This is a genomic window from Marinibacterium profundimaris (genome assembly GCF_002210095.1).
GTDB lineage: Bacteria > Pseudomonadota > Alphaproteobacteria > Rhodobacterales > Rhodobacteraceae > Marinibacterium > Marinibacterium profundimaris.
The window spans coordinates 576400-600939 of the sequence record NZ_AQQR01000001.1; the positions used below are offsets into that span (position 1 = coordinate 576400).

The 24540-nt window shown below is 65.7% G+C and carries 42 protein-coding genes and 1 tRNA gene; 24 read left to right on the plus strand and 19 right to left on the minus strand.

Annotation, left to right across the window (positions count from 1 at the left end):
* Positions 1-57: 57 nt before the first annotated feature.
* The 10 genes from ATO3_RS28390 to ATO3_RS02740 form a co-directional block, all read right to left on the minus strand.
* Positions 58-867 (minus strand): AAA family ATPase, encoded by an 810-nt coding sequence (locus ATO3_RS28390; protein ID WP_143747208.1) that lies wholly within the window; start codon positions 865-867, stop codon positions 58-60.
* Positions 867-1007 (minus strand): hypothetical protein, encoded by a 141-nt coding sequence (locus ATO3_RS28745; RefSeq protein WP_158217892.1) that lies wholly within the window; start codon positions 1005-1007, stop codon positions 867-869. The genes ATO3_RS28390 and ATO3_RS28745 overlap by 1 nt, the downstream gene beginning before the upstream one ends.
* 233 nt (positions 1008-1240) lie before the next feature.
* A complete protein-coding gene (locus ATO3_RS02705; protein ID WP_088648241.1) occupies positions 1241-1945 on the minus strand; it encodes a hypothetical protein in 705 nt (234 codons plus the stop codon).
* Positions 1942-2523, minus strand: coding sequence for a hypothetical protein (locus ATO3_RS02710; protein ID WP_088648242.1), 582 nt, complete (start codon positions 2521-2523; stop codon positions 1942-1944). The genes ATO3_RS02705 and ATO3_RS02710 overlap by 4 nt, the downstream gene beginning before the upstream one ends.
* Positions 2524-2723: 200 nt before the next feature.
* Positions 2724-3338 (minus strand): hypothetical protein, encoded by a 615-nt coding sequence (locus tag ATO3_RS02715; RefSeq protein ID WP_088648243.1) that lies wholly within the window; start codon positions 3336-3338, stop codon positions 2724-2726.
* Positions 3338-3793, minus strand: coding sequence for a hypothetical protein (locus ATO3_RS02720; protein ID WP_088648244.1), 456 nt, complete (start codon positions 3791-3793; stop codon positions 3338-3340). Before ATO3_RS02720 ends, ATO3_RS02715 begins: the two co-directional genes overlap by 1 nt.
* Positions 3790-4041: a hypothetical protein gene (locus ATO3_RS02725; RefSeq protein WP_143747209.1), complete on the minus strand. Its 252-nt coding sequence runs from the start codon at positions 4039-4041 to the stop codon at positions 3790-3792. The genes ATO3_RS02720 and ATO3_RS02725 overlap by 4 nt, the downstream gene beginning before the upstream one ends.
* The gene (locus ATO3_RS02730; RefSeq protein WP_088648246.1) at positions 4034-4219 is read right to left on the minus strand and encodes a hypothetical protein; all 186 of its coding nucleotides are present in this window, start codon (positions 4217-4219) and stop codon (positions 4034-4036) included. The genes ATO3_RS02725 and ATO3_RS02730 overlap by 8 nt, the downstream gene beginning before the upstream one ends.
* Entirely contained in the window at positions 4216-4434 is a 219-nt protein-coding gene (locus ATO3_RS02735) for a hypothetical protein (protein WP_088648247.1), read from the minus strand. The genes ATO3_RS02730 and ATO3_RS02735 overlap by 4 nt, the downstream gene beginning before the upstream one ends.
* Positions 4435-4544: 110 nt before the next feature.
* Complete coding sequence (locus tag ATO3_RS02740; RefSeq protein WP_088648248.1) at positions 4545-4769, minus strand: helix-turn-helix domain-containing protein; 225 nt, start codon at positions 4767-4769, stop codon at positions 4545-4547.
* A 103-nt stretch (positions 4770-4872) separates the two neighbouring features.
* Here ATO3_RS02740 and ATO3_RS02745 point away from each other — a divergent pair, with 103 nt between their 5' ends.
* The 18 genes from ATO3_RS02745 (at position 4873) to ATO3_RS02820 (ending at position 11087) form a co-directional block, all read left to right on the plus strand.
* A complete protein-coding gene (locus tag ATO3_RS02745; protein ID WP_158217893.1) occupies positions 4873-5151 on the plus strand; it encodes a helix-turn-helix transcriptional regulator in 279 nt (92 codons plus the stop codon).
* Positions 5152-5396: 245 nt separating this feature from the next.
* Positions 5397-5723: a hypothetical protein gene (locus ATO3_RS02750; protein ID WP_088648250.1), complete on the plus strand. Its 327-nt coding sequence runs from the start codon at positions 5397-5399 to the stop codon at positions 5721-5723.
* A 17-nt stretch (positions 5724-5740) separates the two neighbouring features.
* Complete coding sequence (locus ATO3_RS02755; protein WP_088648251.1) at positions 5741-6637, plus strand: DUF2303 family protein; 897 nt, start codon at positions 5741-5743, stop codon at positions 6635-6637.
* Positions 6638-6639: 2 nt separating this feature from the next.
* Entirely contained in the window at positions 6640-6951 is a 312-nt protein-coding gene (locus tag ATO3_RS02760; protein WP_088648252.1) for a hypothetical protein, read from the plus strand.
* A complete protein-coding gene (locus ATO3_RS02765; RefSeq protein ID WP_088648253.1) occupies positions 6948-7145 on the plus strand; it encodes a hypothetical protein in 198 nt (65 codons plus the stop codon). The genes ATO3_RS02760 and ATO3_RS02765 overlap by 4 nt, the downstream gene beginning before the upstream one ends.
* Positions 7114-7446: a hypothetical protein gene (locus ATO3_RS28395; RefSeq protein ID WP_143747210.1), complete on the plus strand. Its 333-nt coding sequence runs from the start codon at positions 7114-7116 to the stop codon at positions 7444-7446. The genes ATO3_RS02765 and ATO3_RS28395 overlap by 32 nt, the downstream gene beginning before the upstream one ends.
* A gap of 12 nt (positions 7447-7458) precedes the next feature.
* A complete protein-coding gene (locus tag ATO3_RS28750; RefSeq protein WP_158217894.1) occupies positions 7459-7602 on the plus strand; it encodes a hypothetical protein in 144 nt (47 codons plus the stop codon).
* The gene (locus tag ATO3_RS02770; RefSeq protein WP_088648254.1) at positions 7599-7838 is read left to right on the plus strand and encodes a hypothetical protein; all 240 of its coding nucleotides are present in this window, start codon (positions 7599-7601) and stop codon (positions 7836-7838) included. The genes ATO3_RS28750 and ATO3_RS02770 overlap by 4 nt, the downstream gene beginning before the upstream one ends.
* Positions 7835-8494 (plus strand): HNH endonuclease, encoded by a 660-nt coding sequence (locus ATO3_RS02775; RefSeq protein WP_088648255.1) that lies wholly within the window; start codon positions 7835-7837, stop codon positions 8492-8494. Before ATO3_RS02770 ends, ATO3_RS02775 begins: the two co-directional genes overlap by 4 nt.
* Positions 8491-8736 carry a hypothetical protein gene (locus ATO3_RS02780; RefSeq protein ID WP_088648256.1) on the plus strand — a complete coding sequence of 82 codons (246 nt, stop codon included), beginning with the start codon at positions 8491-8493 and terminating at the stop codon, positions 8734-8736. Before ATO3_RS02775 ends, ATO3_RS02780 begins: the two co-directional genes overlap by 4 nt.
* Positions 8733-8987 (plus strand): hypothetical protein, encoded by a 255-nt coding sequence (locus tag ATO3_RS02785; protein WP_088648257.1) that lies wholly within the window; start codon positions 8733-8735, stop codon positions 8985-8987. The genes ATO3_RS02780 and ATO3_RS02785 overlap by 4 nt, the downstream gene beginning before the upstream one ends.
* 24 nt (positions 8988-9011) lie before the next feature.
* Positions 9012-9197, plus strand: coding sequence for a hypothetical protein (locus tag ATO3_RS02790; protein WP_088648258.1), 186 nt, complete (start codon positions 9012-9014; stop codon positions 9195-9197).
* 41 nt (positions 9198-9238) lie between these two features.
* Positions 9239-9430: a hypothetical protein gene (locus ATO3_RS02795; RefSeq protein WP_088648259.1), complete on the plus strand. Its 192-nt coding sequence runs from the start codon at positions 9239-9241 to the stop codon at positions 9428-9430.
* A 98-nt stretch (positions 9431-9528) separates the two neighbouring features.
* Positions 9529-9894, plus strand: a complete 366-nt coding sequence (locus ATO3_RS02800) for a hypothetical protein (RefSeq protein ID WP_143747211.1) — start codon at positions 9529-9531, stop codon at positions 9892-9894.
* A 14-nt stretch (positions 9895-9908) separates the two neighbouring features.
* Entirely contained in the window at positions 9909-10268 is a 360-nt protein-coding gene (locus tag ATO3_RS02805; RefSeq protein WP_088648261.1) for an ASCH domain-containing protein, read from the plus strand.
* A gap of 13 nt (positions 10269-10281) precedes the next feature.
* The gene (locus tag ATO3_RS02810) at positions 10282-10467 is read left to right on the plus strand and encodes a hypothetical protein (protein WP_088648262.1); all 186 of its coding nucleotides are present in this window, start codon (positions 10282-10284) and stop codon (positions 10465-10467) included.
* Positions 10467-10778, plus strand: coding sequence for a ClpX C4-type zinc finger protein (locus tag ATO3_RS29635; protein WP_456298932.1), 312 nt, complete (start codon positions 10467-10469; stop codon positions 10776-10778). Before ATO3_RS02810 ends, ATO3_RS29635 begins: the two co-directional genes overlap by 1 nt.
* A gap of 57 nt (positions 10779-10835) precedes the next feature.
* A complete protein-coding gene (locus ATO3_RS02820; protein WP_088648263.1) occupies positions 10836-11087 on the plus strand; it encodes a helix-turn-helix domain-containing protein in 252 nt (83 codons plus the stop codon).
* On the opposite strand, the gene ATO3_RS02825 is transcribed toward ATO3_RS02820, so the two are convergent.
* Together ATO3_RS02825 and ATO3_RS02830 are read right to left on the minus strand one after the other, a co-directional pair.
* Complete coding sequence (locus tag ATO3_RS02825) at positions 11084-12166, minus strand: tyrosine-type recombinase/integrase (protein WP_233152008.1); 1083 nt, start codon at positions 12164-12166, stop codon at positions 11084-11086. The two genes, ATO3_RS02820 and ATO3_RS02825, sit on opposite strands and share 4 nt — an antisense overlap.
* A gap of 14 nt (positions 12167-12180) precedes the next feature.
* A tRNA-Thr gene (locus ATO3_RS02830) sits at positions 12181-12256 on the minus strand.
* Between the two features lie 131 nt (positions 12257-12387).
* Between ATO3_RS02830 and ATO3_RS02835 the strand changes: the two genes are divergently transcribed.
* Positions 12388-13263 (plus strand): hypothetical protein, encoded by an 876-nt coding sequence (locus ATO3_RS02835; protein ID WP_088648265.1) that lies wholly within the window; start codon positions 12388-12390, stop codon positions 13261-13263.
* A gap of 116 nt (positions 13264-13379) precedes the next feature.
* Here ATO3_RS02835 and ATO3_RS02840 read toward each other — a convergent pair whose 3' ends face one another.
* Positions 13380-13643 (minus strand): DUF2312 domain-containing protein, encoded by a 264-nt coding sequence (locus ATO3_RS02840; protein WP_088648266.1) that lies wholly within the window; start codon positions 13641-13643, stop codon positions 13380-13382.
* 159 nt (positions 13644-13802) lie between these two features.
* Here ATO3_RS02840 and ATO3_RS02845 point away from each other — a divergent pair, with 159 nt between their 5' ends.
* Positions 13803-14021, plus strand: coding sequence for a hypothetical protein (locus ATO3_RS02845; RefSeq protein ID WP_088648267.1), 219 nt, complete (start codon positions 13803-13805; stop codon positions 14019-14021).
* Positions 14022-14201: 180 nt separating this feature from the next.
* On the opposite strand, the gene ATO3_RS02850 is transcribed toward ATO3_RS02845, so the two are convergent.
* Complete coding sequence (locus ATO3_RS02850) at positions 14202-14411, minus strand: hypothetical protein (protein ID WP_088648268.1); 210 nt, start codon at positions 14409-14411, stop codon at positions 14202-14204.
* Positions 14412-15020: 609 nt separating this feature from the next.
* Between ATO3_RS02850 and ATO3_RS02855 the strand changes: the two genes are divergently transcribed.
* Genes ATO3_RS02855 through ATO3_RS02865 form a run of 3 tightly spaced genes read left to right on the plus strand, consistent with a single transcriptional unit; the run spans position 15021 to position 16297 of the window.
* A complete protein-coding gene (locus ATO3_RS02855) occupies positions 15021-15449 on the plus strand; it encodes a YeeE/YedE family protein (protein WP_088648269.1) in 429 nt (142 codons plus the stop codon).
* Positions 15449-15880, plus strand: coding sequence for a DUF6691 family protein (locus tag ATO3_RS02860; RefSeq protein WP_088648270.1), 432 nt, complete (start codon positions 15449-15451; stop codon positions 15878-15880). Before ATO3_RS02855 ends, ATO3_RS02860 begins: the two co-directional genes overlap by 1 nt.
* Positions 15881-16297 (plus strand): TIGR01244 family sulfur transferase, encoded by a 417-nt coding sequence (locus tag ATO3_RS02865; RefSeq protein WP_088648271.1) that lies wholly within the window; start codon positions 15881-15883, stop codon positions 16295-16297.
* A 186-nt stretch (positions 16298-16483) separates the two neighbouring features.
* On the opposite strand, the gene ATO3_RS02870 is transcribed toward ATO3_RS02865, so the two are convergent.
* From ATO3_RS02870 to ATO3_RS02890, 5 genes are all read right to left on the minus strand, one after another.
* Positions 16484-17689 (minus strand): FliM/FliN family flagellar motor C-terminal domain-containing protein, encoded by a 1206-nt coding sequence (locus ATO3_RS02870; protein ID WP_158217895.1) that lies wholly within the window; start codon positions 17687-17689, stop codon positions 16484-16486.
* Positions 17690-18044: 355 nt separating this feature from the next.
* Positions 18045-20723, minus strand: a complete 2679-nt coding sequence (locus tag ATO3_RS02875; RefSeq protein WP_088648273.1) for an ATP-binding protein — start codon at positions 20721-20723, stop codon at positions 18045-18047.
* Positions 20724-20735: 12 nt separating this feature from the next.
* Positions 20736-21125: a hypothetical protein gene (locus ATO3_RS29525; protein ID WP_332888687.1), complete on the minus strand. Its 390-nt coding sequence runs from the start codon at positions 21123-21125 to the stop codon at positions 20736-20738.
* The gene (locus tag ATO3_RS02885) at positions 21122-21502 is read right to left on the minus strand and encodes a response regulator transcription factor (RefSeq protein ID WP_088648274.1); all 381 of its coding nucleotides are present in this window, start codon (positions 21500-21502) and stop codon (positions 21122-21124) included. The genes ATO3_RS29525 and ATO3_RS02885 overlap by 4 nt, the downstream gene beginning before the upstream one ends.
* A gap of 89 nt (positions 21503-21591) precedes the next feature.
* Complete coding sequence (locus tag ATO3_RS02890; RefSeq protein WP_088648275.1) at positions 21592-22896, minus strand: helix-turn-helix domain-containing protein; 1305 nt, start codon at positions 22894-22896, stop codon at positions 21592-21594.
* A gap of 226 nt (positions 22897-23122) precedes the next feature.
* Between ATO3_RS02890 and ATO3_RS02895 the strand changes: the two genes are divergently transcribed.
* Complete coding sequence (locus ATO3_RS02895; protein WP_088648276.1) at positions 23123-24514, plus strand: substrate-binding protein; 1392 nt, start codon at positions 23123-23125, stop codon at positions 24512-24514.
* The last annotated feature ends 26 nt before the right edge of the window (positions 24515-24540 follow it).

Here is a 24540-nt window from a genome sequence, read left to right on the forward strand (position 1 = left end):
AGGTGTCCCTGCGCCAAACTTTCTGACTTTCGACCCACCCCCACCCCGGGCCGCAGGTCAGGACGTGAAGACGGCCCACCATTGCTCGATAGCGCGGCGCGTCCGATCCATGTCTCGGCCGCCTTGCCGCTGTGCTCGTTCGAGACAAACCGCGGTCGGCTCGGCCAGCATCACCTCGCGCGCGCCGAGCTTGCGCTTCCAGAATTCCCGTTCCGCAGCATCGGCTGCGGTCGAAATTAGCCAGGCCTCACGTCCGGGCCTGGCCTTCGCCAGATCAGCAAGCATCCGGTTCCGCTTGCGCAGCGCCGGCCCCAGCCATTCGATGCGGTCCCAATCGTGCCGCAGCTCATGGCCAGCGAGACGACAGGCAATCAGGTCAAGGTCGATCACCACGTCATCCGGCGCAGCATGCAGCGCGACATATCTTGACTTCCCGGACGCTGCCGGCCCGCACACCAGCGTGACCGGGATCGCCGGGCGCGGCATCCACTCCGGCCGACCGCTGGCCGGCCGCCGCCTTTCGATCTTCTGTTTTTCGCTGTCGTGCCATTGCTTCGACACTGCCTGCAGGTTGTTCGGATCCCAGAACAGAACCGGATCGCCCTTGTGTTCGCGGATATGGTCCGCGATCGGCGCGTCAGGATCGTCGCGCCCTCCGATCAGCGGGACGCCCGTTTGCTGGCACGTGTAGCCATCGCGCTTCAGCACTTGCCTCCGCAGATCTTTCCATCGCTTGAGGCTGTACCAGGCACGCCAGGGCTTTTCCCTCGCCCGGCTCTGGTCCTGCGCCCTGCTGTCGCCTACCGCAGCGCCGAGCCGAGGCGCAGGCGCCGCGAGGCGCTTCGGCATTGCCTTGAGGCGCCCCATCAGGAGATCGTCATGCGAAAGAACCACGCGAAGGGCAGACCCGCCCGCAGGCCGACATAGGCCAGAGCAAGCCCGGCCAGACCAGACAGACGCAGCCAGGCCCGGCGCTCGATCGAAATCGTCAAAGATGAAATCTCCATTGCCTGTCCTTCCCGATGGATGGCCACCCGCCCCGCCGCTGCAGGTGACCGCACTGTCCGTCGCGCCTGTCGGCGGGCGCGCTCTGGGTATTCGATCGGGGCCGGCGCTGCCCTGCCGGCCCCTGTCCATCGACCCCCATCCGAGGGAGGTCTGCTCGGGCCGCTGGGTCTGGAAATAGAAAGCGCCCGGTCGGATCTCTCCGCCGGGCGCAATTCGGTTCGCAGGCAAGATGTCAACGAACTGACATTCGGTCAACAGGTTTTTTCCAAGGGGCAACAGGTGGAAGGTCCTCGGTCACCTCGAACGCAGTAAGATCACTACGAGTTCTGAACGTGTCGCGCAGCATGGCCAGGGCCATTCTCCACTGCAACCATGCCCGCCGCGCCGCCGCCACTTCGGATGCCGTTCCGCGATAGGTCACCGGGCACACATAGCCATCGTCACGACCGAGCTGCGCCTCAGGCCACCGCGCCATATTCCCATCCCCGCGCCAGAATGACCGCGCCGCGAAGAGCCCGTGCTTGTTTCGCTTCCACTCGACGGGCTCGCACCTTGGTTCGACATCCGAGCCCCAGCACGGCATGAGGCGAAACCGGGAGCACTCGGCAATCTGGACAGCCATGCCCCGGCCACCAACGGCCTCCGGAAGGCTGGCCACGGCAGACGCGACGAGGTCAGCGTCCGGGTGAGATTCCGATCTACCGCCGCCGTCAACCGTGCAACCGAGCATCGCTCTCTGGATCAGCACATATTCGATCCCGAAGTTGGGGCGTGCATCTGCCATGGCGCCGAGTTCATCGAGATCCATCGACACCTTCTCGACCGCGAATGCCCAGACCAGAAGATCCCAGATCGAAACCTCACGCTTCCCACCACGCGCCGGACGCACCCCACGACCGCCGCCCAACGGCACGATCTGCCCGCGCTCATAGCTCATTGCGCTACCTCTCCTGTTTCGACAATCGCTTTCAGATCCGCCAGACGCGCCCGGTATCGGCGCGCCCAGGCCACGTCCCCCGCATCGACCGAGCGACCGAGCGCGACCCGTTCGTCGAGCACCTGCAGTCGCCGTTCGTTCTTGCGCGCCTGGTCCGAGATCAGATGCGCCTCACCCGGTCGCGTGGGCGGCCTCCGTCGCCGCTCGAAGAAGTCCGCAGTCTCGACCAGCGTCCCGGCCCTCAACGCCCTGGGCCCCTCGACCGAGGCGAACCAGCGCCGCAGCGCCGGAAGCTCATCGACCGGGCGGGGCCGCACGATCTGCGCCATCGCCCGGAAGACCCCGAGGCCCGGCCATTGGTTCCGAGCCTTCCCCTCGCCGTGGATCTCGACCATGCAGCGCAACGCTTCCAGTTCCCCGTCTCCGAGGTAAGCAAGGTCATCGGCCAGCCGATCCAGCGCCTGCCGGTGCGCCTCAGCATCTTCGCCCCGTTTCAGCCTGAACCCCAGCCGATCAAACAGCAACCTGCGCACCCGGTCCCGGTTCGTCTCTTCCCTCTCAGCAGCTCCATTTTCCATGCCTGCCTCCTGTCCGATGTCCCGACTTATCCACAGCGCTCAGCGGCGGTTTCTTCCGGCGCCTGCTGTTTTCCTTTCAGTCTCATTTCTTCTCTTTTCCTTTCAGCGGCGCGGTTCTTGGAAAAAACGAAAACTTCCAAAACCTTCCAGAAATCTTCCGCCGGAACTTCCGGTTTCTTCCGTTGGAAGTTTTTCAGCGCCTAACCCGTTGAAGATATTGCGTTCAGCGCCTCGACCACCCGCTTGCGCGTCGCGCTGCCGCCCGGAAACGCCTGCTCTATCCAGTCGCTCAGCTGGTTCACGCGCTCCTCGCTTGCCGCGATCCGATCGCCGCCGGGCAAGCTGCGCAGGTGGCCGGCGATGGTGGCCAGCCGCTTGCGCATCCGGTCATCGGCGTTCTTGGCCGCGTTGCGCCGCTTCGAGGTCAGGGCATCCAGGGCGACCTCGGTCACCACCGGATGGGCGAGCCGAACCTCGCCGTTGTCGCACATCACCGGCGACCAGCCGTGCAGCGGTGTGACCTCGCGGCGCAGGAGCGCCTGCCACCGTTCGAGGGGCAGATGCAGAAGGAACGCCAGGTCGGCGTCCTCGCGCGGAAGCGTTCCGATCGGTGTTTCGTCCTGGGCAAAGCAAAAGAGCTCGAAGCCGTAGAAGCCGACCTCAGGGTCGGCATAGGCCTTCTTCCGGAACCCGCTGCCGCGCCAGCGCTTCAGGTTCCATTGCAGGAAGTAATGCGCGTCCAGCCTGTCCGCCGAGGCGATCGGGTATTCCGGCAGATCCGCCATGTCGATCAATCGTGCCGCGCGCTCTGTCATCACGGCCCCCTCACATCGTCGCGGGGCCCAGCCTTCGCGCCGTCCTCCCTCATGCGCCGGCCGAGTTCAGCTTCCAGGAACTGATCCATAGTGATGGTGCCCCAGCCGGACCTCGTTCCGGTACAGCGTTCTCGGCGGCGCGGCGGCAAACCGAGCATCCGCCTGCGCTGCCCGACGGTCTGGGCACGGGTGTATCCGCAGGCCGCTGCTATGTCCTTCTGGCTCACCCCAGCCAACCAGAGCCGCGTGAAGTATTCCGCAGAGCACTTCTCGAGAGGCCGCCTGTTGGATGCCCGGCTCGGCAAGCCCAGAGCCTTCGCCCTCAAGCTCACGGCTTGCCGCGACACGCCAAGCGCTTCGGCGAGGCGCTTCACCGGAATGTCGTGGCGCGCCCATAGCGGTTCAAGCTGCTCGCGCGTGATGTTCCGGAGAGCGCCCGGCGTGCCGTAGGTCATTCGATGCCCTCCGGCTGCATGTCGTCAATCGCATCCGCCAGGCGCCGCAGCTGATCGGCCGTGCTCCCATCTGCAAAGCCAGAGATCAGCGCCGCCGCGATGCTCAGGTCAGGCTCATGAATCCCGATGGCAACCCCGGTCTCCGGATGCCAGGAGACCCGCCAGGTCCATTGCCCGACCGGCAAATCCACGGATCGAACCGGCGTGATGACATGTGCTCCGTTCCTCGCGGCGCGCGCCTCAGCCATCCTCGCCCCCCGTGTTCTCGGTATGTTTTCCGGAAAGTTTTTCCAGCCTGCGCGCGGCAGACCCGGCCCACCAGGTGCAGAATGTGCCCAGCCGGAGCGCCAGCCAGTCGCCGCGCGCGGCAAGCGCGACGGCGGACTGGATCTCGATCATCAAGATCGCCCTGCGCACCCGGGTCATGCCTGACCGCCCAGGTGCCTTATCAGCGCGGGACCGATCTCTTCGTTGGAAATCGCCCGCGCGATGACCCATCCCTGCGGCGCGTTCGTCCCTTCCCACCAGTTCTGGGCGGTCTTGGGATCGACATCGAACACATAGGCCACATGGGCCGGGGATCTGAAGTTGCCGCAGACGAAATCGCGCCAGCGCTTCGCGAAGCACCGGCGGTAATCCATTGATTTTAATTCGGAAAACTTTCCGGAAGACGTTTCCATGGTCCCTGCCCTATCTTGTGGGTGTGAACCGGGACTTTGGACCTGAAACTGAGAAGGAAGCGCGGGGGCGGTCATTCGGTCGCCCCCGTCGCGTTCTCGGAGGGTGGGTTCGACGCCACCCAAGACGCGACAGCAACCTTGCCTTCGGTCAGCCGCTCAATCTCAGCCGCCTTGCTCCAAGATGGCTTGGATCCACTAAGCCAGCGGTTAACGGTCGGTTGAGAGACATTCACTGCATCAGCGAACGCCTTTTGCGTCATGCCACTGGACTTGAGATATTCTGCGAGACTGCTCATGCGCAACAAATACGTCAGACGTATGCACCCGTCAATCCGCCACACGAATAATTATACAGCCATGGGGATAGCCCGAGGCAGCCACATTTGCGACACAGCGACGATGAAGAATCTGAAGCGCATACGCCTAGCCAGGAAGTGGTCCCAAGCGCGGCTTGCGGAAGCCGCGGGCGTCAAGCAGGCGACAATATCACGGATCGAAAGCGGCACGAACAACCCGTCGCTTTCTGTCGCGGACAAGATCGCAAATGCGCTAAACGTCAGCACCGTTGAGCTTTTTGGCGTTCCCGAGCTTGAGCAACGTCTTCTGGAAGCCTTTCGCTCAGCATCTCCAGAACGTCGCGCCGCGCTACTGACGCTCCTTGAGAGCGATCAAGAATAGCTGATTCACATTTTCCGGACACAACATATCGTGTCGCGGCCAAAATCTGGCTGACATAGTACGCAGGCATTTGTCCCCCTTGTCGTTCCGCAAATGTCCTAGCACATCCCATCACCACCAGGCGCGCATTTTTTCGTCATCATATACGTGCTGCGTATTTACAACGGAATACGTCTGACGTATCACTTTCCCATCACAACCTCAGACAGCCCGACTGACTGCGGCAAACCTGATGGGAGACGCATATGGCCAAACCCGAAGACCTCAACTTCCTGACCTTCGTCCAGTCGTTCCGGCGCGGCGCACTGATCGCCGAGGCCGACGACCGAATGGCCGATCTGGTTGATGCGCTCGAAGAGCGCGGCGGCAAGGGCACCCTGACGATCGACCTGTCGTTCTCCGTGAACAAGGCGGGCCAGATCGAGATCGTCCCGACCGTCAAAGCCAAGGTGCCGCCGCGCGCCATCGGCACCGGGATCTACTGGCCCCATCATGGGCGGCTGTCCCGATCCGACCCGAACCAAGCCGACATCGAAGACTACATCGGCGCGCACGATCGCGCGGCCGAGTGACCCAGAGGAGCACCCCAATGGACAAGACCGAAGACATCCCCGAGGGACGCGACCCGATCCGCGAGCTGGACGCCGTGATCGAGGCGGAACGGATCTCCGCGCCGGTGGTCGAGGGCCACAACGGCGACAAGATCCTGATGCTGCCGCGCGGCTTCACCACCCAGATCGTCGAGGATGAATTCGCCCTGCCGCCGCACATCGCCGCGAGCGTGACGGTCGACAAGGCGGACTCGCACATCGCCTATATCAACCGCTTCCGGGACGACAATTCGATCCTGCTGGCCGACCACGACAGCGGCAAGATCATCGCCCGCCTCGACTGGCACACCCACAATGCCGAGGGATCTCCACTTTCCCAGCGTCTGGAAGATGCGCCGCCGGCCCCACGCCACGAAGATGCGCCGCTGGCCCCGCGCCAGGATCGACACCGCACGACATTCATCCTGCGGGCGTCCGAGGAATACGCACGCTGGAACGAGTTCGAAGGCAAGATGCACTCGCAAGAGGAGTTCGCGCGGTTCCTGGAAGAGAACGCCGTCGATATCGGAGACCCCGAACCCAGCGTGATGATCGAGATCAGCCGGGATCTGGAAGCCAGCCAGGGCGCCAAGTTCTCCTCGAAGACCCGGCTGGAGAACGGCGACCGCGCCTTCACCTACGAGACCGAGACCCATGTGAAGGGTGACATCGTCATCCCGCGCAGCTTCTACCTGAACATCCCGCTCTACTACGGCGAGGATCCGGTGCAGCTGGAATGCCTGTTCCGCTGGCGACCCACCCCTGCCGGCCTGCAACTCGGCTTTGCCTGGCGCCGCGTCGAGTACATGCGCCGCGCCTATTTCGAGCAGATCGCAACCCGCATTTCCGAAGAGACCGGCCTGCCCCTCTTCTTCGGCCGCACAGGAGGCAACTGATCATGCCCAAGAACGCAAGCACCCGCATCCGCCGCCACGCCTATGACCTGGGCGGGCGCCTCCTTTCCGCCCACGCCGCGGCCAAGCCGGAGGCCGCGCTGATCGCGATCCTCGGCTGGCAACCGATGGACCTGGACGAGACGGAGGCCGGTTTCTGCATGAGCCTCTACGGCATCGAGACTGGCCGCCACGCCAGCCGCACCGGCGCGATCCTCGCCTGGGCCCGCCTCGCCACCGAGGATGAGGACACCACCCGCCGCCGCGCCCTGATCCGCGCGACGCCGGGCTTCCGCTCGACGGCGGCAGCGGCGTGAGCCTGTCGGTTGCGCTCTGCCGGCCCGTCTCGGCCGAGGCGCGCGTCATCGGTGGCGAGCATCGCCTGGAGATCGTGGACGAGGCCGGGATGCGCATGACCGTTCTGTTCGGGAGCCAGAGCGCGGCGGAATACGCCGCTGCCGGGATCCAGGGCGGCATGAGTGTCGATCGGCGCGCCGCCGAACCTGAATAACTGCCAGCCGCTGCCCCCTCCCGATCTGCCGGGCAGCGGCCACCTCGCCGGGGTTTCGGCCCCGGCCCTTTCCAACACCGGGATCCACGCCACCCCAGCCGGCGCGGACGAAGCGGCGGGGCTCCCCCAATCCCACCATCGCACAAGCCCCGCCGCCGAATTCACAGGCCAAGAGGAGGTCCACACCATGCGCTTCGTGAAGCTCGCCCTCTACCTCGGCAGCGCCGCCCTGATGATCGCGCTGCTCATCAAGGGCGCCGCCACGCTGGCCGCGTGGATCACCTCGGCGCCCACCCCCTAAGGAGCACAACCCATGGAGAATGACACCCCCGGCGCCCGCCTCGACGGCCCCCGCCTGCTGCTGATCATCGTCTTCGGCTGCTTCGCCGTGCTGATGCCCTATGCGCTGGCTGGCGAGGGCGCTGTGGCGACCTGCGCGATGGAGATGCAACCGTGAAGAACAAGCTCACCGACCTGAACAACCACCTGTTCGCCCAGCTGGAACGCCTGTCCGCCGAGGACATGACACCGGATCAAATCGAGCAGGAAGCGAAGCGCGCGGAAGCCATCGTGTCAGTCTCCGACACGATCACGCGGAACGCTGACCTCCAGCTGAAGGCCGCGAAGCTGTTCGCGGAGCACGGCCAGGGCGTCCTCCCCATGCTGCCCCAGATCGGGAAGAACTCCGAATGAAGGGGCGGTGGATCGAATACAGCAAGGCAGAACTGGCATGGATCCAGTCCAATGCAACCAGGCCGCGCCGGGAGGCTCACGCCGAGTTCCAGCAGCGGTTCGGCCGCGCGGACGTGTCGCTCGCCAACTTCAACTCGCTCTGCAAGCGCAAGGGCTGGATGACCGGCCGGACAGGCCAATACGACAAGGGCCGCACCCCTGAGAACAAGGGCAAGAAGTGCGCGCCCGGCACCGGGGGCCTGCACCCGAACGCCCGCAAGACCCAGTTCAAGAAAGGGCAAAAGCCGCACAGCTATCGCGGCGCCGGGCATGAGCGGATCTGCCCCAAGGACGGCTATATCATCATGATCGTGGACGAGCCGAACCCCTGGACCGGCGCAGCCACCCGGCCTGTCCACAAGCACCGCTATCTCTGGGAAAAGGCGAACGGCCCCATTCCCAGGGACCATGTCCTCAAGTGCCTGGACGGCGACAAGACCAACACCGACCCGTCGAACTGGGAAGCGATCCCGATGGCCCTGTTGCCCCGGCTGTCCGGAGGCCGCTGGTACAAGCCATATGACGCCTATGAACCCGAGATCCGCCCCACGGTGCTGGCAACGGCGAAGCTGGAGCACGCGGCGCGGGAAGCGAAGAAGGGGAAGGCAGCAGAATGACCGAAGCATCCCGAGACACCCGCCGCGCCATGGCCGCAATCAGGGAGATCCTGGACGGCCGAGATCCGGTGCGCGACCGCCCGCAGGTTCTGATCACACTCGACCACGTCGTGAGCGCGCTCCTGCTGGCAGCAATGGAGCAAGATCACAGGAAGGCGGTGGCAATGCTCAACGAGGGCACCGTGCCCCATGTGGAAGAGCGGATCGCCCTGCACGCATCCCGGACGGGAGACCGCAAATGAACGGCGACGGAATGACAAACCTTCACTGGCTCGAGAACAGCACCCCGAACGGATGGGCTTGGGCGCTGGCCGGCATCCCTGCAACCTTGGCCTGGATTGCCGCCGCGCTCTGCTGGTTCCTTGAACCCCGACTTGCCGCAGAGGTCTTACCGCTGGCTTGGGCCATGTGGGCGGCCATCGGCTGGTATGGCCTTCTGGTTGTGATCTTCGGCGGCTGGCTTGGCCTGCTGGCGATCACCGCATCAGTCTGAATCCAACAATCCCCGGAGGCACCGATGCCCTTCAACGAAATGCAGATCGTTGCCGCAGCGCGGGCGATTGACCGGATCGGCCTTCGCGAGCGCGGCTGGTCCGAGAACCAAATCGACCGGGCATTTCGGCAAGTCCCGATGCCCGCCGAGACCAGCCTGAAACTTGCACGAGCGGCACTCGAAGCTGCCGAAAACGTGCGATCCAGCTAACCCCGGGCTTGCCCGGTCCAATTACCTCGAAAGGAAAAACAATGCCGAACCCGATCATGAAATACTTTGAATACGCGCACCTGCCGGAACATTTGCAGGCGGTCAGCAAGCCCTTCGGCGACATGGCCACGCAGATGAACGATCAGCTGCCGGACGGACCGGAAAAGAGCGCTGGTCTGCGGAAGTTGCTCGAGGCGAAGGACTGCATGGTCCGCGCAGCCCTGTCCAGCTAACCCCGGAGGCCAAAATGCGAAAGTGCAACGTCAGGATCGAGGATATGCACTTCCACGAACTGCATCACGCCCTCGGATGCCCATGGCCGGATGAGGTCATGGGGGAGACATACCGCAACTACTTCGCGGCAGGGCCGGACAGCAGCACCGCCGATAGGATGCGCGCGTCTACACACTGGACGAACGGCACCGAGAAATTCGGGATGGCCTACTTCCACGTCACGGAAGCGGGGAAGCGCGCGCTGGTCGAGCACATGCGCTCGAACGTCGAAACCCCGGCACGATACGCGGTCACCTTCAGGCATCACGAAGGCTGCATCATCGTCAGCGCGCGAAGCCGATCAGCGGCCAAGTACGCGGCCTACATCCACGCCGATATAGACTGGCCCTTCATGGAATACACCGCCGAGATCAAATCGGTTCGGCTGTTCGCACCGGCCAGCGTCCCGGCACAGTCCAGCTAACCCCGGAGGCCGATATGGTAGCCTACAATTTCCAAGCGCAATTTGCGCCAGACGTTGAATCCGGTCGCAAGCGGCAGACCATCCGGCGGGACGGAAAGCGCCGCCATGCAAGGCCCGGAGAGGCGGTGCAGCTCTACACCGGGATGCGGACGAAGGGGTGCCGCCAGCTCGGCACAGGCATCTGCACGACGTCGACCTATTGCGCGATCCGCGAGGACGGCATCACGCTTGGGAACCACCCGAAGGTCAACATTGCCGAATTCGCGCGGGCTGATGGCTTTCGAGACTTCGACCACATGAAGCAATGGTTCCGCGAAACGCACGGCCTGCCTTTCACCGGGCGGCTGATCGCGTGGGAACCGCAGTCCAGCTAACCCCGGAGGCGCCATGTTCACCCCGAGCCGCGGCGAGCAACGCAAGCTCGCAGACTACCTGGACGAAATCGCAGACGAAAAGCTGATCGGGCACCCGCCTGGACCAAGTGACCCCGTATCCGCCAGCCGGATTTCCCTGGGCGCCGCGTACCGCCTTGTCGCGGCCGACATGCGCGAGCTGTCGGAGGCGCGGACGTGATGTTCGGAGGCCCCCGAGGCACAAAGCGTGACAAGAGCGCCAACGTCGAGACGCTGGCCAGAGCGCATGCCGCCGAAAAAGAGCGCGACGACGCCAAGGCCGCTCTGGAAAAGATGAAGAGGGAGCGCGACGCGGCCCGCGACAAGCTGGCCGAGCTGCGCCCGCTGCGGTGCTCCTTCTGCGCCAAGACGCACCACGAAGTCCGCAAGATGATCGCGGGGCCATCGGTGTTCATCTGTGATGAATGCGTGGATGTTTGCGCCCGCATCGTCAGCGCCGAGGCCAGCCCCGCCCTGACAGAAGAGGACTGACATGGGCCGTCTCGACTTCAAACCACGCCTCATGCAAGCCGACACCAGGAGATAGACATGGCGACACAAGTGAGCCTTGCCACGGCGGAAGACATCGCCGCCCTAACCGCCGAGATCCGAGAACTTCGGCGCCAGCTCGCAGGCAGCACCATCACGCCTCCGCCGCGGTGGGTGTCGGTTCCTGACGCCGCGCGACACTTCGGGGTTCACCGGGGAACCATCGCGCGCTGGATCGACGCTGGGAAAATCGAGGCGCGAGGATCGGTGCGCAGGCGCGAAGTCCTGCTGCCGAGCTACCATGGCGACTAGTCCATGCGCTTGGCAATGTCCTCTGCGGTCTCGTCGTAATAGGTCATGAGCATCTTGATGTCCCGGTGCCCGATCACCTTCGCCAGCGTCAGAACATCCAGCTTCCGGGCGAGACGGGTCACGGCAGCATGCCTGGAATCGTGGAACGTCAGCCCTTCCACGCCAGCCTTGTCCCGCACCTTCCGAAACAGTGAGTCCAGAGATCTGGACGACACGTCGAAACCCGGCCCCGGCAGCGCCTCCCAGAGCCGCACAGCCTCTCTGGACAGGGGCACTTCGCGCGCGGTGCCATTCTTCGTCAACGGCAAGTGAGCCACACGGCGGGCCGTGTCGACGGTCTCAGCCCCCAGCGACAGGATCTCCCCTGCCCGCATTCCGGTTTCGATAGCGAACCGAAATGCGTGGAAGGCTCGCGCCGTCGCCGTAGAGAGGTCAGGACCGGCCACATGGGCCATCCGCTCCAGCTCCGCCTCAGTGACCAGACGATCCCGCGCAGGAGGCCGTGACGGCTTGCGCACGTCCTTCATCGGGTTCTCGTGGATCATGCCCCATTCGCGCCGCGCCTGTGTCAGCACCGACGACAGCAAGTTCATCTCGCGCGCCACCGTACCGGGCGACACCTCGCGCAGCCGACTGTCTCGCCATTCCGCGAAATCCGAGGCAGCGAGTTCCCGCATCTGCCTTCGGGCGATAGGGTCTTTCTTGAACCGCTCCAGCCGGATCACCTCCCATCGATGCCCGCGCTTCCCTGGAGAAACCTCCCTGGCGTACCTGTCCAGGACATCCCCGAACGGCGCCGCCGCCGCGACCTTCTGCGCGTTCAGGATCTCGTATTCCTGCCGGGCAGCCCAATCCTTGGCTTCCTGCCGGGTCGGGAGTACCTTCGACCTGCGCTGCCCCTTGCGGACCACCTCTGCGCGCCAGCCGCTCTTGTGTTTTCGAATCGAAGCCAAATTACGCACCGTGCGTGAGGGATGCGTAAACGGGTACTCCGAAATGCGCGCACGACGCAACAAGGCGGGGCTTAGGGTGCTCTCGGGAGCCTTGTTTTGCTGGATATTGCGACGCGCTTGTCGCATGGTGATACGGCCAATGGTGCCCCCACACGGACTCGAACCGCGGACCTACTGATTACAAATCAGTTGCTCTACCAGCTGAGCTATAGGGGCGCGAGCAGTCGGATACTTGGAAAGCCGTCGCATCGCAAGCGGGAATTGGCATATGTCGATCCTGTTTGACCGAACCCCGCCAACGTACTAACCCGGAACAACGCTTTGGATTTCCGTCATAAACCGGTCACATGCAGATCATCCTCCACACCGGCGCGCACTTCACCGAAGATGACCGCCTGATCAAGTGCCTCCTGCGCAACAAGGAGGACTTCTCGCGCAGGGGTGTCGCGGTGCCGGGGCCGACCCGGTACAAGAAGCTTCTGAAGGACACCCTTAACGCGATGCGCGACACCCGGCCCGGGCCAGAGGCGCGCGATGTGCTGATGGACGCGATCCTCGACGAGGAAAAGGCCAGGCGCATGATCCTGTCCAACGCGCATTTCTTCGGTGCCCCGCGCGCGGCCCTGCGGGACGGGCTGCTTTATCCCAACGCGGCCGAGAAGGTCAGCCAGATGCGGGCGCTGTTTCCCGACGACGACCTTGAAATCTTCATGGCCATGCGCAATCCCGCCACCCTGCTGCCGGCGATCTACAAGGAATCCCCGCGCGACGAGCTGGACGATTTCCTCGAAGGCGCCGATCCGCGCCGGATCAAGTGGTCGGAAAGCATCACCGCCATGCGCGTTCTCAACCCCGCGATCCCGATCACTGTCTGGTGCAACGAGGATACGCCGCTGATCTGGGGCAGCATCATCCGCGCCATGGCCGGCCTGCCCGAGGGCGCGCGCATCACCGGCAGCTTCGACCTGCTGGGCGCGATCATCTCGACCGAGGGGATGAAACGCTTCCGCGCCTACCTCAAGGAGCACCCCGTGATGAGCGAAGCGCACAAGCGCCGGGTCATGGGGATCTTCCTGGAGAAATACGCGCTGGAGGAAGAGCTGATCGAAGAGCTGGAGATGCCGGGCTGGACCGACGAACTGGTCGAGGAGATGACCGAGGTCTACGACGCCGATTTCGCGGCCGTTCAGGGGATCCCCGGGGTCACGGTGATCGCCCCCTGACAGGCAGCTGCGCGGGTGCAGGGCGCGGTGCATGAGAGAGGGCGGCGCAGACCGCCCTGCCCCCGATCGTCATGCGGCCCGCGGCGAACGCTTGCCGCCCCGCGCCGCCGCGTGGCTCAGCCACCCATCCCAAGCGCTTCCTTGTACATTTCCAGCACCGCCTCTTCCTCGGCGATGTCGTCCTTGTCACGCTTGCGCAGCGCGATGACCTTGCGCATCACCTTGGTGTCGTAGCCGCGGCCCTTGGCTTCGGCCATGACTTCCTTCACCTGTTCGGCGATGTCCTTCTTTTCCTGTTCCAGACGCTCCACGCGCTCGATGAACTGGCGCAGCTCGTCTGCGGTCACGCGGTAATTGGCTTCGATCGAGGACTCGTCCATCGGAAACTCCGTTTTGCCTGTTCTGCCTGCTCGGGTCTTGGTGCCGGGGTGGCGTCACGGCTTACCCTCCCCGGCCCGGTGCCGCAAGCCCTTCGGGCGGCCCGCTTGCGCCCGGGTCCGCGATCGGTTAGCGGGCGGGGTGAAACCAAGGGGGCAGGCGTGATGGAGTTCCTGGTCTGGGCGGGTGCCGCCCTTTCTTTGATGGGCCTTGCAGGGCTGATCTGGTCGATCGTCAAGGTCATCTCGGCCCGTCGCAAAACACAGGACGACGCGGAGCTGCGCGCCGCGGTGCAGGCGGTGCTGCCCTGGAACATGGGCGCGCTTTTCGTGTCGGTGCTGGGGCTGATGCTGGTGATCCTCGGGATCTTCCTGGGCTGATCCGACAGCCATCGATCTTGCGGGCGCAGAGACGTGCCCGCGCCGCGATACATCGGATCAATTACGTCGGATTTTCCGGACGCCCCGTTTGGGCACCGTGCAAGCCTCTTATCCGAAAGCATCTGGCGGCTTTCGGATGGGTGCCGCGCCGGTCCCCCGGCGCGAGACCCGTTTCGCGTCTCAGAGCGGCACGTTGTCGAAGCGCGCCTCGATGACTTCGCTGATCAGCTCTTCGTCAAGATTGCGCAGCCGGGCCGGCACGCGTTGGCCGTCCCTTTCCATGAGGCGCAGCACACGGTCCAGCTCTGGCTGAAGTTCCAGCCGGCCAGACGGGCTTGCGCCGTGAATCCGCTTCTCAAGATCCTGTGCCATCCTGGTCAGGTCGCTCATGGTAGTCCTCCCCTCTACAAGGACGCGATCCGGCCGGGGCCGTCCGCGTCAGCGCATATATAAAACTAAGGTCGTAACCGTAGTTTTACAGAGTCCAAATCCGGACAAGTCGACGCAGACTTGCATCATATTCTTTTTTTGCTATATGTTTTTCAGGCCGGTGACCGGCCATGTTTCGCAATCGGGTGGCCCTGCCATGACCTTCGAACCTCCTTCTGTCGCACGTCGCGTGACACGCGCTTGGGCCCGCCGGGCTGGGCCCGGGGCGGCGTTGAACGCGCGCGGCGGAGAAGCGCAATCAATTGCTTTGAAAGGGGTTTTACTACCGCGGAGGTTGCGCCGCGCAACCGTGCGACGGCATGTCTACGCGCGTCATGATACCGGCGCCTGTCCGTCTGGACGGCCAGCGCCGATCGTCTGCATCGCCCATCTCGGCGTCCCTTTGCGCCCCGCATCACGGCCTGCACAACCCGACGCTCAACGGCGGGACATTGCGTCGCGCCTGCTCAATCCCTGTGCAGTCTTGCCCCGGCGCATCGCCCCGGCGCCCTTTCCAACTGACGGACCAGGCCGCAAGCCGCTCTGTCCCCTGCCTGAAGGACACACATCATGCATATAGACTGGATCCATGGACTGCTTGGAGGGCTGATGATCGGCCTGGGCGGCGCGGTCTACCTGCTGGGCAATGGCCGCATCATGGGAGCCAGCGGCATTATCGGCGGGCTCGTCGATGGCTCCGGCCGGGACACAGCGCGGGACCGAATCGGCTTTCTCGCCGCGCTGGTGCTGGTGCCGCTGGTGCTGAACCTGATCGCGGGCGGCACGGCCGAGACGCACCTGACCCCGAACTTCGCCGTGGTCGTTGCCGCGGGCCTTCTGGTCGGCATCGGCACGCGGATCGCCAATGGCTGCACCTCGGGCCACGGCGTCTGCGGGATCTCGCGCTTTTCCCTGCGCGGCATCGTGGCCACCGTCTTCTACATCCTTGCCGGCGGCATCACCGTCGTCCTGTTCCGTCACATCCTGGGAGTGATCTGATGCGGCTTTTCTTCTCGATCCTGGCCGGCGGGCTGTTCGGTGCGGGCCTGCACCTGTCCGGCATGACCGACACGACAAAGGTGCAGGGCTGGCTGGATGTCTTTGGCCAGTGGGACCCGACGCTCGCCTTTGTGATGGGCGGCGCAATCCTGCCCATGATCCTTGCCTGGCAGTTGACACGTGGGCGTAAACCCCTGTCGGGCGGCGATTTTCCCGCCCCGCCGCGGCACGAGATCGGGCACCGGCTGGTGCTGGGTTCGGTGCTGTTCGGCATGGGCTGGGGGCTGGCGGGGCTGTGCCCCGGGCCGTCGGTGGCGTCGCTCAGCTATGGCGGGGCCGGCGGCCTTGTCTTCCTGGCGGCGATGCTGCTAGGCATGGGCGCGGCGCCCGCCATCGGGGCGCGGATCGACCGGATAGCAGAGGCCAGCTGAATGGACGCGCGCAAACTCACCGACAAGTACAGTGTCAGCCCCCAGATCACGGTAGAGGATCTGCCGCAGATTGCCGAGGCGGGATTCACCACGGTGATCTGCAATCGCCCGGACGAAGAGAACCCCGCCGACCTGCACGCGGCCGTCATGGCGGCGAAAGCGCGCGAGCTCGGGCTGGCGTTCGAGGTGCTGCCGCTGACGCACCAGACGATGAATGCCGAGAACATCGGCCGCCAGCGCGCGCTGATCGAGGAGTCGACCGGCCCGGTGCTGGCCTATTGCGCCTCGGGCACCCGCTGCACGATCGTCTGGGCGCTTGGCCAGGCGGGCGAGATGTCGGCCGACGATATCCTGACCCGCGCGACACAGGCCGGCTACGATATAGAGAAGCTGCGCCCCGCGCTCGAGGCCGGGTGAGCCTCGCCTGACCGGGGTCATTGCGGTCCCTCGCCCATGACGCAGAGCTTCCCGATCCCGGGCCCTGAGACCAGGCCCGGGTTTTTTTGTGCCGTGCCGCGCCCGGATTGCGCCGGCCCGGCCTATGGGCCGTTGTCCTTCGCCCGCCAACCCGTGTTTGCAGGGCCCGATGGCCCGCAGCCCCGCCTATCCCTTGCTCAGGTCCGGCAGTCCGGTCATCGGCTCGGCCAACTCGCTTGTCGGGTCCAGCACGTCGCCGCCGAAGTCGGGAAGGTCAGGCAGGTCGGGGAGATCCGGCAGATCGCCCATGCCACCGCCCCCGTCGCTGTCCATGGGCAGCCCGGCAAGTTCCGAGATCTCCTCTGCCGAGGCCTCAGAGCCGAAGCCGCCCAGCTCGGGCAGCTCGCCGCCGCCGCCCAGGTCATCCAGGCCGCCCATCTCGCCAAGTTCGCCCATGCCGCCCATCTCGCCCATGCCGCCACCGTCGAACGGGGCGCCGAAATCCGGGGCGCCACCGGGCGCGAGCCGCGCGCCGCCGGAGCGGCCGCCATGGGCGGTAAAGCTCTCTTCCAGCGGTGGCGGTTTGTGCCCCACCGGGTTGATCCGCACTGCGCGGAAACCATCGGCCTGGCCCAGCCGGGCCGTCGCAACGCGGCGCCCGTCGATCGAGATCAGATCGGTCTTTTCCATCCGGGCATCGGCCAGCTTCAGCACCTGCCCGACTTCCAACGCGTTCAGCATGTCCAGCGGCAGCGACAGCCGTGCCAGCACGGCCCGCAGTTCGGCCTTCACGACCTGCGCGGTGTCCTTCATCATCGGTCGCTCCGTCGGGTCACGCTCCGGCTCTTCCTCCACGGGCGGGGGGGCGTCGGGCAGCAGGAAGATCATCCGACCCTGGTGCATCCCCACGGCGATATCCACCGTCAGCTCCGCCCGCAGGTAGGTTTCGGCATCGAAGGGCAACAGAAGGGAGCGCACGTCGGGCATCCGCCGCTCTACCCGAAGGGTGCCATAGGCGGTGGTGTCGCGGATCTTCTTGAGCAGGTCATCGACCAGCGGCGCGGCCAGCGCGGCGTCCGTCCCGGTCAGCCCGCGCGTCGAGGAGATCTCCTGTGCCACGGCACCCAGCGTCTGGTGCTGCACCAGGGCCGAGACGAGGATCGGATCGAGCAGCACGCCGGCGCGGGCCATCGTATGGGCCGACAGACCCAGCAGAAGCCAGCCGTTGTCGAGCCCGTCGGAGAGGTCGGCCAGCGACACCCGCCGCTGGTGAGCGCCGATCAGGGTGAGCGCGAGGCCGAAGGTCTCGTCCGCGACGCGCGGCAACGCCTTGCGGAAGGCGCGCAGCAGCGCCAGGTCCGCCGGCGCCGCGGCTTCGCGTCCGGTGGCCAATTTGCGCCTGACGCCCGTACCCATTCCAGCCCGCTGCCCTCTTTGCCCACATCATCCCACGGACCTTGACGGGTCCGGGGCTCGAGTCAGTCCTAGCCCCTACAGGGTTACGATCAGATTACCGCTTGATGAGTGCCCCCCCGGGACGCGGTCATATTCGTAAAAATTGTCCGAAATGAACCGGGGCCAAGGTGAGAAATTCAGCTCTGTGCCGGCGCCACGGGCCCGGGGGCTGCCCCGGCGTTCGGCCCCGGATCGCGGCACCACCCCGGGCAAGGGTCCATCGGGCCTTTTCGGCGCATTTCATCCGGTCCGGACCCGCGCCCACATCCAGGTGACGGCGGCCCCCGTCTGCCTACTGCGCCGCCACGTCCAGAGCCATCGGCAGGCTGACACGGAAGGCACCGCCGCCGCGATCCGGCAGGTAGGTCACATCGCCCCCCAGCCGCACCATGATCTCGCGGCAGATCGACAGACCCAGCCCGGCGCCACCGGCCTTCTCGGCCGCGACGCGGGCGAATTTCTCGAACACCATGCTTTGCGCGTCCGCCGGGATGCCGCTGCCATTGTCGAGGAAATCCACCGTCAGCGCCCCGCCGACGCGATGAACCGAGATGGTCAGCGCCGGGTTCGGCGCGTCGCAGTATTTCTGCGCATTGGTGATCAGGTTGATGAAGACCTGGGTCAGCCGGTCAAGATCGGTGTGCAGCGGTATCTGCTCGTCGGCCTTGCGGCGATGCACGGCCAGCTTCCGTTCCGCGCCGGTCAGGGCCGTGGCCACCGCCTGGTCCAGCACGCCCGACAGCGAGCCCTGCTTGAGGTTCAGGTTCACCTGCCCGCTTTCCAGCACGCTCAGGTCCAGAAGATCGTCAAGCAGCCGGGTCAGCCGCAGCGCCTCGTCCAGGATGATGGCGGCATAGCGTTTCTTTTCCGCCGGCTCCAGCATGTCGTCGTCGCGCAGGATCTCGGAAAACGCCCGGATCGAGGTCATGGGCGTGCGCAGCTCATGGCTGACCTGGCTCAGGAACCCGTCTTTCTGCAGAGAGATCTGGGTCAGCTTCTCGTTGGCCTCGCGCAATTGCCGCGCGGTGCGCGCCAGCTCTGCCGATTTCGCCTCGAGCTGGTTGGAATATTCCAGGATCTGCGCGGATTCGTTGGCCACGGCCATCAGGTCCTCGACCGAAACCGACGAGCCGCCGACGATCTGGCCGACCATCGCGTGGGCGGTGGCGGCCCCGACCGAGCCGCCCAGCTCGCGCTCCAGCCGCGAGAGGAAATCCGGCGTTGGGTCCGGCAGGTGGCCGGGCAGGCCCTGGCGCTCGGCCTCGCGCTGAAACAGCGCCTGGGCCTGGCTCGCGCCCAGGATCCGCTGGGACATGATCATCAGATCCTCGCTCTGCGCGGCAGAGCGGGTCCAGCCGCGCGGACCGGCGGAATGGTCGAAGACATTGACGAACTGCGCGCCCTGCAGCCGTTCCAGCGGCGAGGGAAAGGTGAAGAGCGAAACGATGCAGAAGGTCGCGGTGTTGAGCGCCAGGCTCCAGAGCGCGGAATGCACGATCGGATCCAGCCCGGCCAGGCCGAAGAGCGCGTAAGGACGCAGCCACGACAGGCCGAAGAGCCCCTCGGAGATCACCGAGGCCGGCACCAGCCCCGATCCCAGCCCCGGCAGCAGCGCGGTGTAGAGCCAGACGAGAAAGCCCACCACCAGGCCGGCCATGGCGCCCAGACGGCTGGCCCCGCGCCAGAAGATGCCGCCGACCAGGGCGGGCAGGATCTGCGCGATCCCGGCGAAGGAAATCAGCCCGATCGAGGCCAGCGCGGTGCCGCGTCCCGAAAGTTCGAAATAGAAGTATCCCAGCGCGATGATCCCCGCGATGGCGGCACGGCGCGCGCGCAGCACGATCTTGCGCACATCGCCCGACACGCTGGCCCCGTCGCGGCGCAGGCTGAACCAGATCGGCATGACCACGTGGTTCGACACCATGGTCGACAGCGCCATCGCCGCCACGATCACCATCGAGGTCGCCGAGGAAAAGCCGCCCAGGAACGACAGCATCGCCAGCCCCCCGCGCCCCTCGGCCAGCGGCACGGTCAGCACGAAGAGATCCGGGTTCGCCCCGCCGGGCATCAGGTCGAGGCCCACGACGGCGATGGGCAGGACGAAGAGGCTCATCAGCAGCAGGTAGAGCGGAAAGGCCCAGGCGGCGGTCTGCAGGTGACGTTCGTCGTCATTCTCGACGACCATGACCTGGAACATGCGCGGCAAGCAGACGAAGGCGGCGGCGGACAGGAAGATGATGGTGGTCCAGCGGCCGCCGTCCATGCGCCACTCGCCGATCTCGGAGGCGTCGATGCGGGCCAGCGTCTCGCCCACCCCGCCGGAGATGCCCCAGACCACGAAGATCCCCACCGCCAGCAGGGCCACGAGCTTGACCACCGCCTCCAGCGCGACGGCGGTGACCACGCCGTAGTGGCGTTCGTTGACGTCGAGGTTGCGGGTCCCGAAGAGGATCGCGAAGACGGCAAGCCCGGCGGCGACCCAGAAGGTGATGCCGCCCGCGACCTCGCGACTGCCGCCGTCGATGCCGGCGAAGATCCCGAAGGACAGCGTGATGGATTGCAGTTGGAGCGAGATGTAGGGGGTGATGCCGATGACGGCGAGGATGGTGACCAGCACCGCCAGCGTGTTGGACTTGCCGTAGCGCGACGAGATCAGGTCGGCGATGGAGGTGACCCTCTGGCTGCGGCCGATGCGCACCAGCTTGCGCAGGCCCCACCACCAGCCGATGATCACCAGCGTCGGGCCGATGTAGATGGTGACGAATTCCAGCCCCGAGGAGGCGGCGTAGCCCACCGCGCCGTAGAAGGTCCAGGCGGTGCAGTAGATCGACAACGACAGGGTGTAGACCAGCGGAGAGCCCAGCCAGGGCGCGCTGCCGCGCCGTGCGCGCCGGTCGGCCAGGAAGGCCACGGTGAACAGGAGCGCCACATAGGCCAGGCAGACGATGATCAGGATGTTCAGCGTGGCCATGCGCGCACCCCGTCAGATGCCGATGCCGGTCGTGGGCTCGCGCGCCTCCTCGTCCTGCCAGCGGCGGGCCGACCGGCTCAGCAGGCCCGAGATCAGGATCAGCACCGCCCAGAGGCCGAAGACGTAGATGAAGGCCAGCGAGGTCGGCACGCCGGGCTCCGCCAGGTCGGGCCGCGGCCAGAGCAGTGGCACCACGAAGAGAAGCGCGCCGAGGATCGGCAGGATACGGGCGGCATCCATCATCCTGCGGCGGCGGTAGCTGCGGCGTTCCAGGAAGATCGGCGGGCGCGCGCGGCCGCCAGGGCGTGGCCCCTCGTCGGGCTCGGCCAAGCCCGCCTCGGTCGAGGCAGGAGAGATGCCCTGCCCGTCCCCGCCGCCGGACCGTCCCGCCGGGACGCTCACGGGTCCGGCGCCTCGGCCACCAGGTCGCGCACGGCGCTCAGCACCTCGGCATTGGAGAACGGTTTGGTCATGAAGCGGCTGACCCCGGCGCGCTCGGCCATGTCGCGATCACGCGATTGGCCCCGCGCGGTCAGCATCAGCACCGGCAACTCGCTGTAATCCGGCTGCGCCCGCAGGTCGCCCAGGATGTCCATCCCGCTCTTGCCCGGAAGCATCATGTCCAGGATCACCAGGTCCGGAGCGACGCGCCGTATCACCTCCACCGCGTCGGTGCCGTCGGCATGGGTGTCCACGCGCCAGCCATCCCGAGACAGCAGGAAGCGGATCGCCTCGATGATGTTCGGTTCATCTTCGATCAGCAGAACGTGTCGGCTCATCCATTGGTCTCCTCCCGAGAAGCGGTCCGGGCTGCCCCGGTTTGACGCTCCATTTTAGGGCGCAGGTTACATGCCCGCTTTGGCATAAGTCAAAACCCTTCACTGAGAATCGACGGCTCCCTCCGCGCCGGGCAGGCGCTGCGGGGGCAGACCCTGCAGGTGCTGCCGACGGGTTCCGGCGGGGTTTCGGCGCGGCCGCCGGGGATCCGGCGCACCAGCATCGTCGCCTGGAACAGCGGATCGCGGTTGAATTCGCGCGGACCGGTAGGCTGGGCAATGGCATAGGCGTCGAACACGGCGGCCCCCCGCCCCTCCTGCGTGAGCGCCCGGCGGATCGGGGTCGAGGGCCGCGACAGGGCCGAGAACAGCGGCCAGAGCGGACAGGTCGCGCCAAAGCGCGGCACGGCGAAGCCGTCGACCGGTTTGCGGAACAGAAGACTGCCGGCGGCGTCGCAGATCACCAGCCCCACGGGGTCGGGCAGCACATCGGCCGGCAGCGCCGCCAGCCGCCGCAGGACCGACGCCAGATCGGTGCCGAAGATCTCGGACAGCGCGATGGGCGAAAACCCCACACGGTTCACCGCCTCGGTCATCCGCTCCAGCGGCATGCGCCGCGCGTCGGCGGCGTAACGCGACAGCATCTCGGCCGCGATCTGGCGCGCGGCACCGGTGGTCAGCTCGGCCGAGTCCTGCACCATCGGCTCGATCTCGGTGCCGCTCTTTTCCAGCGCCGGGAAGTGATAGGCGCTTGCCGCGACGAAGGCCTCCAGCTCCTCCTGCGGGACCCCGCGCCGTTCTTCGGCAACGCCGCTTTCGTCCAGGTAGTCCACCAGCGCCTTGCAGCTTTCGGCCAGCCGCAGGCTGTCTTCGTTCAGGTTGCGGTGGAACCGGTCGCGCCATTCCCGCTCCAGCTCGCCCGGCTCGGCCAGGATCGAGGCGGTGGAGCGGATCGCGGCGGCCGTCGACAGGAGTTCGTGGACCGAGGCCGCGAGATGCGGGTCGTGGGTCAGCCGGTCGGACAGGATCTCGACCGTGCGTTCAAGCGAGGCGATGCGGCGATGGGCGCCGGCCAGCACCTCGGCCCAGGCCGGGAAACGGCCGGCGAATTCGTCGGCGCGATCGGTCTCGTCGGCGGTGATCTCGGCATCGGCGGCGGCCTCGCGCAGGGTCGCGATCAGCGTCGCCTCGGCCCCCTCGGTCAGCATCGAGGGTTCCACCCCCAGGGCCTGGGCGATATTGACAAGCAGCTTCCCGCCGATTCTCCGGCGATTGTGCTCGATGAGGTTGAGATAAGAGGCCGAGATCCCGATCTGTCGTGCAAGGTCGGCCTGCTTCAGACCGGCCATCGAGCGCCGCTCGCGGATCCTGCTCCCTGTCAGGCTTTCGCGTGCCATGATGCCTCCCCCTCTTTCCCACGATATCTCAAGGGCTTTCCGCGCCGCAGCGTAAGAAAATTTACAGTTTCCTCGCTCCCTTGTGTATGTATTTACAAATTTTTTGTTCCTTTCAAGGGACTTATTGCGTCATTTTCTGACCCGGCGAATACTGATCCGGCACAGATGTGCACAGGGCAGCGCGGAAGAGGAGCCGTGTTACCCGCTTCACTCAAGGGAGGATTTCATGTCCAGATCCAACGTCACCCGTCGTGGTGTCCTCAAGACCGGTGCGGTGACCGGCGCCGGCGTCGCTCTGCCGACGATCTTCACCGCATCCTCAGCGGCGGCCTTTACCAACGAGCCCACCGGCTCGTCCGTGACGCTCGGCTTCAACGTGCCCCAGACGGGCCCCTACGCGGATGAAGGCGCCGACGAGCTGCGCGCCTACGAACTCGCCGTCGAACACCTGAACGGCGAAGGCGACGGTGGCATGCTCTCCACCTTCTCGTCCAAGGCGCTGCAAGGCAACGGCATCAACGGCAAGAAGGTCGAATACGTCACCGGCGACACCCAGACCAAGTCGGACGCCGCCCGCGCATCGGCCAAGTCGATGATCGAGAAGGACGGCGCCATCATGATCACCGGCGGCTCGTCCTCGGGCGTGGCCATCGCCGTGCAGGGCCTCTGCCAGGAGGCCGGCGTGATCTTCATGGCCGGGCTGACCCATTCGAACGACACCACCGGCAAGGACAAGAAGGCGAACGGCTTCCGCCACTTCTTCAACGGCTACATGTCGGGCGCCGCTCTGGCCCCCGTGCTGGCCGCGAACTACGGCAATGACCGCAAGGCCTATCACCTGACGGCCGACTACACCTGGGGCTGGACGCAGCAGGAATCGATCGCCGCCGCAACCGAAGCGCTGGGATGGGAGACCGTGAACAACGTGCTCACCCCGCTCGCGGCCACCGATTTCTCGTCCTACATCGCGCCGGTGCTGAATTCGGGCGCCGACGTCCTGGTGCTGAACCACTACGGCGGGAACATGGTGAACTCGCTCACCAATGCCGTGCAGTTCGGCCTGCGCGACAAGATGGTGGACGGCAAGCAATTCGAGATCGTCGTGCCGCTTTACTCGCGCCTGATGGCGCGCGGTGCGGGCGAGAACGTGAAGGGCATCTTCGGCTCCACCAACTGGCACTGGTCGCTGACCGACGAGGGATCGAAGGCCTTCGTGAAAAGCTTCGGCACCAAATACGGCTTCCCGCCGTCCCAGGCCGCGCACACCTGCTACGTGCAGACGCTGCTTTATGCCGATGCCGTGACGCGCGCCGGGTCGTTCAACCCTTGCGCCGTCGAAGAGGCGCTCGTGGGCGGGGACAGCTCGCTTCCGGGCATCTCGTCGGAGGCCAACCGCGGCTTCCTGTTCGACGGTCTGGGCAACGGGCAGACGCTGTATCGCGCCGACGATCACCAGTGCTTCAAGGACGTACTTGTGGTGCGGGGCAAGGAGAACCCGACATCCGAGTTCGACCTGCTCGAAGTGGTCGAGGTCACCCCGGTCGCCCAGGTCTGGTACGAGCCGGATCACCCGATGTTCGCCGGTGGCAACCTGGGCGAATGCAACCCGGGCGCCTGATCCCGGGGCCTGACGCCACGGTCTGA

Bases quoted from the DNA above. Each gene is read 5' to 3' on its own strand.
- ATO3_RS28390 (WP_143747208.1), bottom strand. From the start codon at position 867: ATGGGGCGCCTCAAGGCAATGCCGAAGCGCCTCGCGGCGCCTGCGCCT.
- ATO3_RS28745 (WP_158217892.1), bottom strand. From the start codon at position 1,007: ATGGAGATTTCATCTTTGACGATTTCGATCGAGCGCCGGGCCTGGCTG.
- ATO3_RS02705 (WP_088648241.1), bottom strand. From the start codon at position 1,945: ATGAGCTATGAGCGCGGGCAGATCGTGCCGTTGGGCGGCGGTCGTGGG.
- ATO3_RS02710 (WP_088648242.1), bottom strand. From the start codon at position 2,523: ATGGAAAATGGAGCTGCTGAGAGGGAAGAGACGAACCGGGACCGGGTG.
- ATO3_RS02715 (WP_088648243.1), bottom strand. From the start codon at position 3,338: ATGACAGAGCGCGCGGCACGATTGATCGACATGGCGGATCTGCCGGAA.
- ATO3_RS02720 (WP_088648244.1), bottom strand. From the start codon at position 3,793: ATGACCTACGGCACGCCGGGCGCTCTCCGGAACATCACGCGCGAGCAG.
- ATO3_RS02725 (WP_143747209.1), bottom strand. From the start codon at position 4,041: ATGGCTGAGGCGCGCGCCGCGAGGAACGGAGCACATGTCATCACGCCG.
- ATO3_RS02730 (WP_088648246.1), bottom strand. From the start codon at position 4,219: ATGACCCGGGTGCGCAGGGCGATCTTGATGATCGAGATCCAGTCCGCC.
- ATO3_RS02735 (WP_088648247.1), bottom strand. From the start codon at position 4,434: ATGGATTACCGCCGGTGCTTCGCGAAGCGCTGGCGCGATTTCGTCTGC.
- ATO3_RS02740 (WP_088648248.1), bottom strand. From the start codon at position 4,769: ATGAGCAGTCTCGCAGAATATCTCAAGTCCAGTGGCATGACGCAAAAG.
- ATO3_RS02745 (WP_158217893.1), top strand. From the start codon at position 4,873: ATGAAGAATCTGAAGCGCATACGCCTAGCCAGGAAGTGGTCCCAAGCG.
- ATO3_RS02750 (WP_088648250.1), top strand. From the start codon at position 5,397: ATGGCCAAACCCGAAGACCTCAACTTCCTGACCTTCGTCCAGTCGTTC.
- ATO3_RS02755 (WP_088648251.1), top strand. From the start codon at position 5,741: ATGGACAAGACCGAAGACATCCCCGAGGGACGCGACCCGATCCGCGAG.
- ATO3_RS02760 (WP_088648252.1), top strand. From the start codon at position 6,640: ATGCCCAAGAACGCAAGCACCCGCATCCGCCGCCACGCCTATGACCTG.
- ATO3_RS28750 (WP_158217894.1), top strand. From the start codon at position 7,459: ATGGAGAATGACACCCCCGGCGCCCGCCTCGACGGCCCCCGCCTGCTG.
- ATO3_RS02775 (WP_088648255.1), top strand. From the start codon at position 7,835: ATGAAGGGGCGGTGGATCGAATACAGCAAGGCAGAACTGGCATGGATC.
- ATO3_RS02780 (WP_088648256.1), top strand. From the start codon at position 8,491: ATGACCGAAGCATCCCGAGACACCCGCCGCGCCATGGCCGCAATCAGG.
- ATO3_RS02785 (WP_088648257.1), top strand. From the start codon at position 8,733: ATGAACGGCGACGGAATGACAAACCTTCACTGGCTCGAGAACAGCACC.
- ATO3_RS02790 (WP_088648258.1), top strand. From the start codon at position 9,012: ATGCCCTTCAACGAAATGCAGATCGTTGCCGCAGCGCGGGCGATTGAC.
- ATO3_RS02795 (WP_088648259.1), top strand. From the start codon at position 9,239: ATGCCGAACCCGATCATGAAATACTTTGAATACGCGCACCTGCCGGAA.
- ATO3_RS02800 (WP_143747211.1), top strand. From the start codon at position 9,529: ATGGGGGAGACATACCGCAACTACTTCGCGGCAGGGCCGGACAGCAGC.
- ATO3_RS02805 (WP_088648261.1), top strand. From the start codon at position 9,909: ATGGTAGCCTACAATTTCCAAGCGCAATTTGCGCCAGACGTTGAATCC.
- ATO3_RS02810 (WP_088648262.1), top strand. From the start codon at position 10,282: ATGTTCACCCCGAGCCGCGGCGAGCAACGCAAGCTCGCAGACTACCTG.
- ATO3_RS29635 (WP_456298932.1), top strand. From the start codon at position 10,467: ATGTTCGGAGGCCCCCGAGGCACAAAGCGTGACAAGAGCGCCAACGTC.
- ATO3_RS02820 (WP_088648263.1), top strand. From the start codon at position 10,836: ATGGCGACACAAGTGAGCCTTGCCACGGCGGAAGACATCGCCGCCCTA.
- ATO3_RS02825 (WP_233152008.1), bottom strand. From the start codon at position 12,166: ATGCGACAAGCGCGTCGCAATATCCAGCAAAACAAGGCTCCCGAGAGC.
- ATO3_RS02835 (WP_088648265.1), top strand. From the start codon at position 12,388: ATGCAGATCATCCTCCACACCGGCGCGCACTTCACCGAAGATGACCGC.
- ATO3_RS02840 (WP_088648266.1), bottom strand. From the start codon at position 13,643: ATGGACGAGTCCTCGATCGAAGCCAATTACCGCGTGACCGCAGACGAG.
- ATO3_RS02850 (WP_088648268.1), bottom strand. From the start codon at position 14,411: ATGAGCGACCTGACCAGGATGGCACAGGATCTTGAGAAGCGGATTCAC.
- ATO3_RS02855 (WP_088648269.1), top strand. From the start codon at position 15,021: ATGCATATAGACTGGATCCATGGACTGCTTGGAGGGCTGATGATCGGC.
- ATO3_RS02860 (WP_088648270.1), top strand. From the start codon at position 15,449: ATGCGGCTTTTCTTCTCGATCCTGGCCGGCGGGCTGTTCGGTGCGGGC.
- ATO3_RS02865 (WP_088648271.1), top strand. From the start codon at position 15,881: ATGGACGCGCGCAAACTCACCGACAAGTACAGTGTCAGCCCCCAGATC.
- ATO3_RS02875 (WP_088648273.1), bottom strand. From the start codon at position 20,723: ATGGCCACGCTGAACATCCTGATCATCGTCTGCCTGGCCTATGTGGCG.
- ATO3_RS02885 (WP_088648274.1), bottom strand. From the start codon at position 21,502: ATGAGCCGACACGTTCTGCTGATCGAAGATGAACCGAACATCATCGAG.
- ATO3_RS02890 (WP_088648275.1), bottom strand. From the start codon at position 22,896: ATGGCACGCGAAAGCCTGACAGGGAGCAGGATCCGCGAGCGGCGCTCG.
- ATO3_RS02895 (WP_088648276.1), top strand. From the start codon at position 23,123: ATGTCCAGATCCAACGTCACCCGTCGTGGTGTCCTCAAGACCGGTGCG.